Annotated in this window: 11 protein-coding genes; 7 read left to right on the top strand and 4 right to left on the bottom strand. The window is 70.2% G+C overall.

All coding sequences use genetic code 11. The annotated features are described in order from the left end of the window. Positions 1–140: 140 nt before the first annotated feature. The 3 genes from IEZ21_RS29175 to IEZ21_RS29165 all read right to left on the bottom strand — a co-directional run bounded on the left by IEZ21_RS29175 (position 141) and on the right by IEZ21_RS29165 (position 3,903). A complete protein-coding gene (locus tag IEZ21_RS29175) occupies positions 141–1,691 on the bottom strand; it encodes an acyl-CoA synthetase (protein WP_189324860.1) in 1,551 nt (516 codons plus the stop codon). A gap of 213 nt (positions 1,692–1,904) precedes the next feature. Beyond that, positions 1,905–3,026 (bottom strand): DUF5938 domain-containing protein, encoded by a 1,122-nt coding sequence (locus IEZ21_RS29170; protein WP_033321718.1) that lies wholly within the window; start codon positions 3,024–3,026, stop codon positions 1,905–1,907. 73 nt (positions 3,027–3,099) lie between these two features. Continuing rightward, complete coding sequence (locus IEZ21_RS29165; RefSeq protein ID WP_189324859.1) at positions 3,100–3,903, bottom strand: SDR family NAD(P)-dependent oxidoreductase; 804 nt, start codon at positions 3,901–3,903, stop codon at positions 3,100–3,102. A 253-nt stretch (positions 3,904–4,156) separates the two neighbouring features. Between IEZ21_RS29165 and IEZ21_RS29160 the strand changes: the two genes are divergently transcribed. Together IEZ21_RS29160 and IEZ21_RS29155 are read left to right on the top strand one after the other, a co-directional pair. Next, complete coding sequence (locus IEZ21_RS29160; RefSeq protein WP_189324858.1) at positions 4,157–4,792, top strand: TetR/AcrR family transcriptional regulator; 636 nt, start codon at positions 4,157–4,159, stop codon at positions 4,790–4,792. Positions 4,793–5,024: 232 nt separating this feature from the next. Further along, positions 5,025–7,043: a P-loop NTPase family protein gene (locus IEZ21_RS29155; protein ID WP_246568231.1), complete on the top strand. Its 2,019-nt coding sequence runs from the start codon at positions 5,025–5,027 to the stop codon at positions 7,041–7,043. Here IEZ21_RS29155 and IEZ21_RS29150 read toward each other — a convergent pair. Continuing rightward, positions 7,040–8,653: a CDP-glycerol glycerophosphotransferase family protein gene (locus tag IEZ21_RS29150; RefSeq protein WP_246568229.1), complete on the bottom strand. Its 1,614-nt coding sequence runs from the start codon at positions 8,651–8,653 to the stop codon at positions 7,040–7,042. The two genes, IEZ21_RS29155 and IEZ21_RS29150, sit on opposite strands and share 4 nt — an antisense overlap. Positions 8,654–8,934: 281 nt before the next feature. Here IEZ21_RS29150 and IEZ21_RS29145 point away from each other — a divergent pair, with 281 nt between their 5' ends. The 5 genes from IEZ21_RS29145 to IEZ21_RS29125 all read left to right on the top strand — a co-directional run. Beyond that, positions 8,935–9,387 carry a hypothetical protein gene (locus tag IEZ21_RS29145; protein WP_189324856.1) on the top strand — a complete coding sequence of 151 codons (453 nt, stop codon included), beginning with the start codon at positions 8,935–8,937 and terminating at the stop codon, positions 9,385–9,387. A gap of 312 nt (positions 9,388–9,699) precedes the next feature. Beyond that, on the top strand, positions 9,700–10,449 hold the full coding sequence (locus tag IEZ21_RS29140; RefSeq protein WP_189324855.1) for an SDR family oxidoreductase: 750 nt from the start codon (positions 9,700–9,702) through the stop codon (positions 10,447–10,449). Positions 10,450–10,956: 507 nt separating this feature from the next. Next, a complete protein-coding gene (locus IEZ21_RS29135) occupies positions 10,957–11,793 on the top strand; it encodes a helix-turn-helix transcriptional regulator (protein WP_189324854.1) in 837 nt (278 codons plus the stop codon). Between the two features lie 253 nt (positions 11,794–12,046). Next, a complete protein-coding gene (locus tag IEZ21_RS29130) occupies positions 12,047–12,640 on the top strand; it encodes a TetR/AcrR family transcriptional regulator (protein WP_189324853.1) in 594 nt (197 codons plus the stop codon). A gap of 111 nt (positions 12,641–12,751) precedes the next feature. After that, the coding region (locus IEZ21_RS29125; RefSeq protein WP_189324852.1) for an NAD(P)-binding domain-containing protein at positions 12,752–12,886 on the top strand (135 nt) is incomplete at its 3' end.

Below are 12,886 nucleotides of genomic sequence, written 5' to 3'. Positions count from 1 at the left end.
TGCCTCGGCGAGCGCGGCAACGCCGGCCTGCGGTCTGCGGGGCGCCGACGGCAGTGTCCGTCAGCTGTCCTCCGCTCAGCAGAGCACGTACGGGATCATGCCGACCCCGGCCACGCGCACCTCGTCAGCCATGCGACCTCCTACGAACGGCCAGGGGGGAGTTCGCGCAGCAGTTGGGACCTGACCTCGTTCTTGAGGACCTTGCCGACCTTCGACCGGGGCAGGTCCGGCCATACCTCGACCTGCTTGGGAGCCTTGACGCCGCCGATCCTGGCCTTGACGAAGGCGCGCACGTCGCCCTCGGTCACGCTCTGCTCCGGGTGGAGTTGCACGACCGCTGTGACCCGCTCACCCCACTTGTCGTCGGGGAGGCCGACGACCGCGCAGTCCTGGACGGCGGAGTGCTCCATCACCGCCTGCTCGACCTCCGCGGAGTAGACGTTGAAGCCGCCGCTGATGATCATGTCCTTCGCGCGGTCGACGATGAACAGGTAGTTGTCGGCGTCGAGGTAGCCGATGTCCCCGGTGTGGTGCCAGCCGTGCCGGGACGCTTCCTCGGTGGCGGAAGGGTTCTTGTAGTAGCCCGCCATCACGAGGGAACCGCGCACCACGATCTCGCCGCGCTCACCGGATGGCAGCAGGTTCCCCTCGCCGTCCATGATGGCGACGGTCACCAGCGGAGCGGGCCGTCCCGCGGAGGCGAAACGTTCGGAGGCGAGCGAGCCGTCGGCGTGGAAATGGTCCTCGGGCGCCATCGTCGAGATCATCATGGGGGCTTCCGACTGGCCGAAGAGCTGGGCCATCACCGGGCCGATCCGTTCGACGGCCTCCGCCAGCCGGGCCGCCGACATCGGGGCCGCGCCGTACCAGAGGCACCGCAGGGATGTCAGGTCCGTGGCTGCCAGGCGGGCGTGGCCGAGGAGCATGTAGATCAGGGTCGGGGGCAGGAAGGTGTGGGTGACCCGGTGCCGTTCGACCAGCGCGAGGAACTCGGTGAGGTCAGGCGCGGGCATGATGACGATCTCCCCGCCGAGCGTCATGACGGGGAAGCACAGCACTCCGGCCGCGTGGGTCAGCGGGGCGAGCGCCAGGTAGACCGGGCGGGTGCCGAACGGGTAACTCATCAGCGTCAGCGCCGACATGGTCTCGATGTTCCGGTCGGTCAGCATGACGCCCTTGGGCCTGCCGGTGGTGCCGCCCGTACCGACGAGCATGACCGTTCCGTCGACCGGCCCGGCCTGCCAGGGCTCGGTGGGAACGCCGTCCAGCCACTCGCCGAAGGCTGTCGCGAAGGCCGGGGATCCGTCGAGGCAGACCAGCGTGGTGAGCTTCGGCAGATCCGGCAGGATCTTCGCGACCAGGGGGGCGTAGGCCTCCTGGAAGACGAGGCAGGTGCAGTCGAAGAGGTCCAGCAGGTCGCGGTTCTCCGCGGCTTCGTTACGGGGGTTGACCGGGCACCACACCGCGCCCGCCCGTGAGATGCCGAACACGCAGGAGAAGGCGGTCGGATCGTTCGCGGAGAGGATCGCCACCTTGTCCCCGGGGCGTACTCCCGACCGGTCCAGCGCGCGGGCCACCTGCCAGGAGAGCTCCTGGACCTCGCCGTACGTGAGTGTGCGGTCCCCCGTGGTCAGGCAAGGGGCCCCGGGGCCCAGGGACGCGCCCTTGTCGAGATAGTCGGTCAGCCGCACGGACGCCGTCCTCAGTGGTTACGTGGGTGACCGGGAGCTCCGGCACTAAGCGCTCCGCTGGAGGTGCGGTGCGTCGACCGCGGGTCCGTCGTGGCTGGTCGCGCCCACGCGGCGGAGCCGCACATCGATACAGCCCCGCGCCCCTTCGGGGCGCTGCCGAACCGCACCGGACCTCGCCGGACCCGCTCAGTGCGGCCGGAGCCCCCGGAACGGTCAGTTGTGGACGGTCAGCACCGGGTCGAGTACGAGGCCGAACGCCTTGAGCACGCCGAGCAGTTCCCGGTGGCCGAAGGCCTGGCAGGCCGACGCCAGGCCGACGCGCCTGGGCGCCTGCTGCAGCAGCGAGTACGCGGCGTACGCCTGGAGCAGCCCGGTCTGCTTGTAGTTGCTGTTGCCGTGGATCACGCAGTGCGCCCGCCCGAGCGGGCCCGAGGCGTGGACGGAGTCCACCGAGGTGTTGATCCTCGGGTTCTCCCGGGGCGGCATACCCGCCTGCACCGAGGCGGCCACCTCGGCCAGCGCGGCGTCCTGCTCGTCGGCCGGCAGGGTCTTGATCTGGGTCTCGACCATCTTCACCGTCTCGACCACGCCCTGCATGACGCCGCGGTCCATGACGCCGCCGAGGACCCTGCAACTCGCCACACGTGGATCGTTCTTGAACCACACGGGATGACTGGTGCCGCCCCACGGCAGGGCCAGCGCCGTTTCGTGCTGTCCGGGGACGGTCACCTCGACGGCGGTGAGCGGGTCCCACTTCTTGTACTGGTTCTCCTCCAGGTAGTGCCAGTCGGCCTTCAGGATGGTGAAGATCGTCTGCGTGGAGGCGTAGGTCGGGAACCCCTTCCACAGCACCAGCATGTCGAGGGTGTCCAGGCCCGGTGTCTCCAGGCAGATGTTGGCCGCGATCTCCCCGGTGGTGTACATCTGCGCGACACCGGGGGAGAGCAGGAGGCCCTTCTCGGCGTACTGGTCGCCCCACCGCGCCTGCGCGTCGAGGACCCAGTCCTGCTCCCCGGTGGTGTCGAGGTAGTGGCAGCCGGCCGCGAGCGCGGCTTCGACGACCTCCGGCCCGTACTTGATGAACGGGCCGACCATGTTGCTCACCACCTTGGCGCCGCGGAAGAGCTCGGTCAGCGGTCCGACCGCGTGCTCGACCTCGACGACCTCGTGGTCCACGGTGTCGATTCCGGGAACCTTGTCGAGGACCTCCTGGATGCGCGCCTTGTCGCGTCCGGCGGCGATGAAGGGGATGTTGTATTCCCGGAGGTACTCGCAGACGAGGCGGCCGGTGTAGCCGGAGGCCCCGTAGACGACGACGGGCTTGTCGTTGCTCATGATGGTTCGGCCTTTCGATGGTCGGCGGTGTCGGCGGTGGGGGAGTGAGGTGGAGGCGCCGGGTAGGGGCCCGTCACATGCCCATGCCGCCGTCGACCGGCAGGCCGGCCCCGGTGATGAAGCGGGCGCCGTCGGAGGCGAGGAAGACCACGGCGTCGGCCATGTCGGCGACCTCGCCGAGCCGGCCGAGCGGGGTCAGGGCGATGACGTCGCCGACGGCCGCCTCCGCGCTCGGCCAGAGGCCCAGGGTCTCCATGTCCGCCGCGAGTTTGGCGCCCATCTCGGTCGGTACGAGGCCGGGATAGACGCAGTTGACGCGCACGCCGTAGCCGAGCTTGCCGGATTCCAGCGCGGCCACCCGGGTGAGCCGGTCGACCGCCGACTTCGTCGCGGAGTAGCCCGCGATGCCGGGGAACGGGATGGTCGCCGCGACCGATGAGATGTTGACGACGGCGCCGCCGTTGCCGGCCGGACCGTCGGGGCGCATCGCGCGGAAGGCGTGCTTGACGCCGAGCGCCGTGCCGAGGACGTTCACTTCCAGCATCCGGCGGACATCGGCCGGGTCGAGGTCGGCGACCAGGCCGGAGATCTCGACGCCGGCGTTGTTGACGACGATGTCCAGGCCGCCGAGCTCGTCGATCGTCTGCGAGACGGCCGATTCCCAGCTCGCGTCCTCGGTCACGTCGAGGGACACGAAGGCGGCGGTGGCGCCGGACTCCCTGAGCGAATCGGCGGTCGCCTTGCCCGCCTCCTCCTGGATGTCGCCGATGACGACGGCGGCGCCGGCCCGGGCGAGCGCCTCGGCCATGCCTGCCCCGAGTCCTCGGGCCCCACCCGTCACCAGGGCTTTGCGCCCGGTCAGGTCGTACACGCTCATGGAACATCTCCTCGTTGAGATGACGTGCTGTCGGCGTCACGCACTCGGTCGTACGGAAACCCGGACCGGGGGACTGCGGGACGTGACGCCAGCGTAGGCACTTCTGGACAGTCGTCAAGACTTCTTTTGACGACCGTCCAAACTTTCTTTGACGACTGTCCAGATTCTTGCTGGGTTCTCGTCCCGGGCCGCGATAGCCTGGCGCAGCGGTCCGCAGGGTGCGGGCGGGCGGAAGGGCCGACGGAGACGCGCTGTGACCCAGACTGCGGGCAAGAGCCGGGACAGGATCTCCCGGCGGCAGGTCGACAAGTTCGCCGAGCGACGGGCGCAACTGGCGGCGTCCGCGCTGCAGACCCTGTCCGAACTCGGCTACGCCCGCACGAGCCTGCGCGAGATCGCGCAGAACTCCGAGTTCTCCCACGGCGTCCTGCACTACTACTTCCGCGACAAGGTGGAGCTGATCACCTACTGCGTGCGGCAGTACAAGGCGGAGTGCGTCACCCGTTACGACCAGATCATCGTCACCGCCGGCTCGGCCGAGGAACTCAAGCAGGGTTTCGCCGCGGCGATGGCCGACACGCTGCGAGAGGAAGCGACGATGCACCGGCTCTGGTACGACCTGCGGAACCAGAGCCTGTTCGAGGAGTCGTTCCGTGAGGATGTCCTCGACATCGACCAGAGCCTGGAACGGATGATCTGGCGCGTCGTCAGCCATTTCGCCGAGCTCGTCGGCTCGCCCCCCGTGTTGTCGCCCCCCGTGGCGTACGCGCTCTTCGACGGGCTCTTCCAGCAGGCGCTGCTCAGGTACCTGACCGGTCGCGACACTGCCGCGGACGACCTCCGCAAGGGTGTGGAGCACCTCCTGGGGCAGTTGGTCGTCGACGCCTGAGCACGATGTCGCTCGCGACCGGTTACCGGTAAAGCGTGCAGGATCCTGCCCCCGGGCAACCTGTGCAGGTCCGACAAGTGCCGTGCGTGGGTGTTGAGGTGTTGAGGTGCAGCGCGGATGATCCGGGGTTTTCGGGTCTTCGGGATACCGGGCACCGGGTGGTGAAAGTCTCTAGAGTGCATGATCGTCGGGAAGTGCGTGCAGGGCACTGCGGATGGTCGAGGGGACTGTTGTGAGGGTCGAACTTCCGCCGGAGCCGGTGTACTTCGTCAACCGCGACGATGAGCGGGAACGTGCCTTGCGCGCCGTGACGGAATGGCGGAGCCGTTCCCGTCCGCTGGTCCTGGCGCTGAGCGGTCCTGGCGGCCTGGGAAAGACGGAGCTGGCCGGCCTGATCGCCCGCACTCTGCTCGACCGCCGCCCCTTTGCCGATGGTGTGCTGTCCGTCGACCTCGACGACTTCCGGGCGGACGGCGTGCTGGATCCCGGTGATGTGCTCTCCCAGTTGCTGAACTCCCTCGACGTGGCGCCGGACCAGGTGCAGGCCCAGTACGCGGCTCGGTGCAGGCAGTACTGGAACAGGACCTCCGACGCGAATCTGGTCCTCCTGCTGGACAACGCGCGCTACGCCTCGGAGGTCGTCCCCCTGCTTCCGGCGTCGGGCGACAGCGTGGTGATAGCCACGAGTCACGGTCCGCTCCACGACCTCGAAGCCGGAACCGCGGTGGATCTGGCGCTGCCGCCACTGGAGGAGCGGGCGGCGACGGAGCTGCTGGAACTGATCGTCCGTGACCACCGGCTGGCCGCCGACCCGGAGGCGGCGCGGGCGGTGGTCGGGTTGTGCGACGGCCTCCCCGCGGCGCTGCACGTGGCGGGCCGGTGGGTGCGCACGCACCGGCTGCGCCCGCTCTCCCGTATCCTCGCCGACCTCCAGGCCGAGTTGGACGAGAAGGGCGTGTCCGGCGTGGAGCACATCTGGGACACGGCCTACGCCGGTCTGTCCCGCCCGGCGGCCCTGCTCTACCGGTTGCTTCCGCACCATCCCGGCGAGACGTTCACACTCCACTCCGCCACCGCGTTGTCGGGGCTGGAGCCGGAGGCCTGCCAGGACGCCCTGGAGGAGCTGGACCGGGCCGGATTGCTGGACCTGCGTCTGCTGTCGCTGACGGAGGCCGGCCAGATGAGGCTGCCCGGGCCGCAGCGCGGGCACGCCCTGCGCCGGTCCCGCCGGGAGGCGGCGGACGGGGAGGTGACCGAGGCACAGGCCAGGCTGCTGCGCTGGTTCGTGCGGCAGGCTCAGCTGGCCGACCGGTTCACCGCCGGCCGTCGGCTGACCGTCGTGGATCTTCTCGACCCTGTTCCCGGTGTGCCGGACGTTCCACTGCAGGATCCGGAAGCGGCCGTGGAGGACGAAGTCCGGGCTGAACGCGCCGAGCGCGCGGCCCGTTGGCTGGACGAGGAACGCCATGTGCTGTTCGCGTGCTCGCGCCTGGCCCACGGCCGTGGGATGGACACCGAGGTCGTGGCCCTGTCCGAGCCCGTGTGGACGCATGCTCTGGACCATCCCCACCAGTCCGAGGTCATCGAGGTCTTCAGGCGCGCCGTCGACTCGGCGGTCCGGCACGGGGGAAACGCGGGATGGCTGGTGCGTACGCGCTGCCAGCTGGCCAGGCCGCTGTGGGAGTCGGGAGAACTGAGCGAGGCCGAGGTCCAGCTCGACAGCGCGATGTCCGCCCTTGAACTGCTGGGGGACTCCGAACGGGACCGCAAACTCGCCGCGTCAGCCCTCGAGTTCCGCGGCATGCTCAAGGGCGTACGGGGTGAGTGGAGTGCCGCTCTGGCCGACTTCGCCGGCTCCCGCGACATGCACCGGGCGATCCCCAACCCCTACGGCGTCCTGCTCCAGACCTATCGGATGGGAGAGGCGAGCGCGAAGGCGGATGACCTTGGGACAGCGCATCGTCTGCTGTCCGAGGCGTACACCGGGTTCGTGGCGAAGAAGCGCGAGAGGCTGATCGGACGCTCGGCGTTCGCCCTCGCCGGTGTCCTGCACCGCCTCGGCCGGACGGACGAGGCCCGTGAGCTGTACCAGCAGTCGCTCGAGCGGGCCGACAGGCGGCGCTCGGGCTTCGATCTGGCACGCGTCCACGACGCGCTTGCCGAACTGGACACAGCCGAAGGGCACTTGGTGGAGGCCGAGGAGCATCGTGCGGCGGCCCGGACTCTCCGACGGCGCAACGGCCTCGTCTAGATCACCTGCGTTGCTTCGGTGTCCGTGGCCGGGCGGAGGGTGATGCGGAAAGTGCGCTCTCCGATGAGGCAGTTCAGCACGGTGTGGCTGTCAGGGGCGGGTTGAGGGGAGACCAGCCGGGCGTGCGCGGCCGACAGAGCGACGGCCGGGTCGATCCGTACGATCCGGCCTTCTTCGGACCGCGGTTCGACCTGGACGGCGTACGTCTGTTCATGGCCGCGGACTCGGAGCAGGCACCGGCCGGACGGCAGCAGGGCCGCGGCCGAGCGGCAGTTCGGGTAGGCGGACAGGGCGTGCCGGGTCCACCCGTCGGCGGTCCAGGCCAGGTCCACGGGGGCGGTGGACGCCGGGAGCGGGCGACGGTACAACAGGCCTGCGGAACGGGCGAGTTGTTCGCCTGCGGAGCCGTGCTCCACGGCCAGGTGGTGGCCGGGCGGCCCGGTGCCGGCCGGGTGCCGGGTGATCCGGGTGCCGGCCGCGGTGGTCTCCACGTGGACGTCGAACGCCGCCGGGACACGCGTGGCGGGCGCGGGCGGGGGCAGCGGCCGGGGGGTGAAGCCGTGGATGGGCGGCGCGAGACCGAGCAGGGCGTAGACCTCGGTTCGCAGGCGGTCGACGGCATCACCGGGGGGCGCGAACGCGGCCTCGGCGGCGGCGTGCCCAGGACCCGGCCGATACGCCCGCAGTGCGTCGGCGATGTTCTCGGCGCGTCCCAACTGCGGTATCCGGTCGAGGAGTACGCCCATCGGGCTGCCGGGGATCAGTTCGCCGCCGCCTCGGTGGACGCTCACGACGGGGCGGTCCCGGGCGGCGCAGTAGTACAGGGCGGCCGATCCGTGGTCGGTGACCAGGGCGTCAGCGGCGATCAGGACGGAGGCCCACTCCTCGTGCGGATCCGGGAGGATCATCCCCGCGTCGAGGGCGGGCGCCAGACGTTCGGTCAGTTCGTACGTCCCGAGCAGGCCGCGCTCGTTGGGATGGACTACGAGCGCCAACTGGTATTCGTCGTGGGGCAGTTGGGCCGCGAGTCGGGCGGGCAGTCCGGGGTGTTGCCGGATGAGGGACTCCGGCCCCCACGTGGAGACCAGGACCAGCAGCTCGCGGGCCCCGGTGCCCAGCGCCGCCCGGTAGCGGTCGCGCAGGGACGTCGAGGCGAGGACGCGTTCCAGAGTGAGGTCGCCGATCACCTTCGCGTGCCGGGCGGCCCGCGGGTCCGTGGCGGCCAGCCTGGCGACCTGATCGGGATGGGCCAGGGCGTGCAGCGCTATCGGAGCGTCGTGGTCGGGCCGTCGCAGATACGCCGGATCCAGCCCGGACGCCGAGTCGGCCGAACCTTCGCCGGGGATCGACTTGTTGAAGCCCGCGCCGTGCGGCACAAGGACGTGCGGGCCGCGCAGCAGCCTCAGGTCCCCCTTCGGACTCGCGGCGACGACCATGTCGTACGTACGACCGCACGCTTCGCTCCACGGCACCGTACGGGCTCCGAGGGCGTCGATCGCGGAGAGGGCGTCGGCTCCGAAGTCGGACCCGGGGACGAGAGTGAACAGGCGGCTGATCCGGTCGTCACCGGAGAAGACGGGCAGAACGTCGAGCAGGCGGTACAAGGCCACCGCCGACCGAGCCGCGAACAGAACCCGTCGCCCGTCGCCCGTCGCCCGTCGCCCGTCGCCCGTCGCCCGTCGCCCGTCGCCCGTCGCCCACGAGTGTTCAGTCTACCGGGAACCGGCGGGCGGAAACTGCTGTTTCCGCAGGTCGGGGCAGGTTCGTTGGTGTCGTCGGGCGACATGATCCGATCCTATCGCGCGCTGTTCGAAGGCTGCCGAGAGTGATCCACACCGCACATTCGGCAAGGGCGGTGTGGCATACCGTGGCTGATCGCGAGGATGGCGGCATGAGTGACTGGGGAATCGCACTGATCGCCGCGGGATCGGCGATCGCGGGCAGCATCGTCACCGGCTGGTACGCCCGCAGCGCCGGCATCCGGCAGGCCGCAGCCGCGCGCCACGCGGGCGAGCGCCAGGCTGACGCGCTGCTCGAATCGGTTCGCATGACGCTTCGCGCCGAGTCCGACCACCGCGAGTTCGCCCTCCGCCGCCAGACCTACGCGGAGTTCCTCGGAGCCGCGGAGACCAGGATCCTCACCGAGCGGAACGGGCGGGGTCAGGCCGACGACGTCCTGCTGCAACGAGCCCTGGGCGGGGTGCTCCTGGAAGGCCCGCCGGATGCCGCCGCCGCGGCGCAGCATCTCGTCGACTGTCTGAGACGCCATGAGAGGCCGGACGAACTCAAGCGCGCGAAGCTGGCCTTCGTCTCGGTGGCGCAGGAGTGCTGCCGGTCCCGGTGACCTTCCCTGGCGGATAGTGCTGAAGGTGGCATGTAACACATCAATCCCCCCTGCATCAGGGATGCGCCGGGCGGCTCGGTCACCGCCCTCGACGTCGCCTCATCCGACGCCGACCGCCTCGGCATCGACGTCACCATCGCCGCCACCTCCACCTCCACCGCCCACGACACCGGATCCGCTGCGCAGGGCCGCTTCACGAGGCAGGGACCGCCGGTCCATGGATAAACCTTCCTCTCCCGCCCCCGCACGGGCGCTCCTACGGTCGAGGCTGCGGGCGCTCACCGGCCCGCCGTACCGAAGGAGCAAGACCCCATGAAGATGACCGGCAACACGATCCTGATCACCGGCGGCACCTCGGGCATCGGCCTCGGCCTGGCCCTGCGCCTGCACGAGGCCGGCAACAAGGTGATCGTCGCCGGCCGGCGCAAGGAACTCCTCGACGAGATCACGGCCGAGCACCCGGGCATCGACGCACTCGTCCTCGATGTCGCGGACCCCGACTCGATCGCCCGGGCCCGTGAGACCGTGGCGGCGAGCCACCCGGGGCTGAACGTCCTGGTCAACAACGCCGGCATCATGCTGCCGGAGAACCTCCTCGACCCGGCCGGACTCCAGGTCGCCGAGGATCACGTCACGGTCAATCTGCTGGGCACGATCCGGATGACGTACGCCTTCCTGCCGCTGCTGGTGGGCAAGGACGACGCGGTCGTCATGAACGTCACCTCGGCGCTGGCGTTCGTCCCGTTCCCGAGCACGCCGACCTACAGCGCGACCAAGGCCGCGCTGCACTCCTTCTCCGAGAGCCTGCGCATCCAGCTCGCCGGTGCCGGCGCCGGTGTCCAGGTGGTCGAGGTGGTCCCGGCGGGCGTGCGCACGACGCTGATGGGCCAGCAGGACAGCGAGCAGTCCATGCCGTTGGACGATTTCCTCACCGAGGTCCTCGGCCTGCTGCGTGAGAAGCCCGACGGGAAGGAGCTGGTCGTCGAGCCCGCCAGGTTCATCCGCGACGCGGTGGCCAACGGCTCCTACGACGACGTCCTCGCCATGATGACCGGCAGCTGACCGACCCGAAATGCCCGACGCGGAACAACAGCACACAGGCGGGTCCTGTGGGGCCACAGCATGGGCGAACGCGAGCTCGACCCGCTTCGGGGAGGTCCTCGCCCAAGACGCGGAACGGTCAGGAAGCGCCTTCGGCTTCGCCCCGGTCGTCGCACTGGAGGCGACCGGCTCTTTCCTGAGCGCCGAGGGGCACGCGAGCGGCCGTCTGACACGGCGAACATAGTCCTGTCGGCCGGGCGACGAGGCTCGGGACCGGTCAAAGCGTTGGGTGTCCTCGACGGGGGACCGTCGCCGCAGGCCGTCTTCCATACCGACGGTCTGCGCCGCACCGCCGACGGTCGGCGAATTTCCCAGCGGGCCAGGCAGGTCAAGGGACCATCGGGTCTTCTGGCTGCGCGCGCCCTCGGCGTCGGCCGTACGAGCGGCTTCGCGCGGGCAGAAGGGGAGGGCTCAGCCATGGATCGGCGGTCTCTGGATAGCCGGGCGGGATGCGACGAGGATGGGGCCATGGACAAGAAGGAACTGGCGGAATTCCTGCGTTACCGGCGTGAGACGCTGCGGCCCCGCGACGTCGGGCTGGTCGAGGGGCCGCGCAGGCGTACCCAAGGGCTGCGCCGCGAGGAGGTCGCGCAGCTCGCCGGCATGTCCACCGACTACTACGCCCGGCTGGAACAGCAGCGTGCTCCGCAGCCCTCCGTCCAGATCACCGAAGCTCTCGCCCGGGCACTGCGGCTGACCCTGGACGAACGCGACCACCTCTTCGTCCTCATCGGCCACAACGCCCCGGCCCGCTTCCACCGCTCTGAGCATGTCAGCCCGACGCTGCTGCGGGTCCTGGACCGCCTGGACGACACCCCGGCCCTGGTAACGACCGACCTGGTCGACACTCTCGCGATGAACCCCTTGGCCGTCGCACTGCTCGGCGACCAGACCCGCCACACCGGTCTGGCCAGCAGCGGCTACTACCGCTGGTTCATGGACCCGGCCGAACGTCTGGTGTATCCCGAGGAGGCCCACGAACGCCACGGCCGCGCCCAGGCAGCACGCCTGCGGGCCGCGCTGACAGCCGGCAGCGACACCCCCCGAGCCGCCCGGATCCTCGCCGAACTCCAGGAACACAGCCCCGAGTTCGTCCGCATGTGGGAACTTCAGGAGGTCGCCCGCTACGGCGACTGCAAGACCGTCCTCCATCCCGAACTCGGCCGCATCGACGTCGACGCCCAGCTCCTGTACACCGAGAACCGCGCGCAGACCCTGGTGGTGCTGACCACGCGCCCCGGCACGGAGAGCCACAGCAAACTCGAACTGCTCTCCGTCATCGGACACCAACAGCTCACCCCCTGACGTCCGGGACCGGGACCGGGACCGGGCCGGACTCGGCGCGGGAGGGGCCGGACAAGGGCACCCTGGAATGGTGCAGCCCGCACGGCTTTTGCCCTGCGCTCTACGGCCAAACATGTCGCGCCCCCTGCGAGGTCCGGGCTCCGCGCTCGGGCCGCCCATTTGACCGGATGCCGCCTCCGTTTTATTCTCGAATGCGTACGGAGGCAGCATCCGTTTTGATGCGGCCGCACGATCACGGCAGGCAGGAGGGCGCATGAGCGCCGGCGAACAGCGCGAACGCAAGCCCCGCGCGGACGTCCAGCGCAACCGCACCGCCCTCCTGGAGACCGCGCAGCGTCACTTCCTGCAGCACGGAGTCGGCACCTCCCTGGAGGCGGTGGCCAAGGAGGCAGGCGTCGGACCCGGCACCCTGTACCGGCACTTCCCCACCCGGGAAGCACTGCTGGCGGCCGTGCTGCACACCCGCTCCGAGGAACTGGTCGCCCGCCAGGCCGGCATCGATCAGCTCGCCGACCCCGCCCAGGCGCTGGAACAGTGGCTGCGCGCGATGGAGGAGTACTTCAGCGCCTTCAGCGGCCTGCCGGACCCGCTCATGGCCGCGGCCCGCGCGCAGGAGCCGGACAACCCGCTCACCATCCCCTGCCACACCCTCATCACCGCCACCGATCAGTACGTGCAAGCCGCGCAACTCACCGGGCACGTGCGCGACTCGGTGCGGGGCAACGACCTGTTCCTCGCGGCCTGTTCCGTTGCCTGGATCAAGGGCACCGGCGCCGACGAGGAGTCGCTCGACCGGCTCCGCACACTCATCGCGAGCGGCTACCGCCGGCAGGACACCCAGGCGTAAACCGCCCGACACCCCGCCCCGCCCCGACCCCCGCAACGCCAGGCGGCACCACCCCCCGGCCATCACCTCGCACCGCCCCCGGGGGCGGCACGACCTCTCAAGGAACACATCATGAAAATTACTGTCATAGGTGCCGGTGCCATCGGCGGGAACCTCGCCGCCAAACTCAGCACGGCCGGTCACGACGTCCAGGTGGCCGACGCCCGCGGCCCCCAGGCCGTCCGGGCGCAGATACGGGAGTTGGGG

The organism is Streptomyces flaveus (assembly GCF_014647675.1).
Classification (GTDB): Bacteria; Actinomycetota; Actinomycetes; order Streptomycetales; family Streptomycetaceae; genus Streptomyces; species Streptomyces flaveus.
This window is presented reverse-complemented; position numbering and strand designations above follow the sequence as displayed.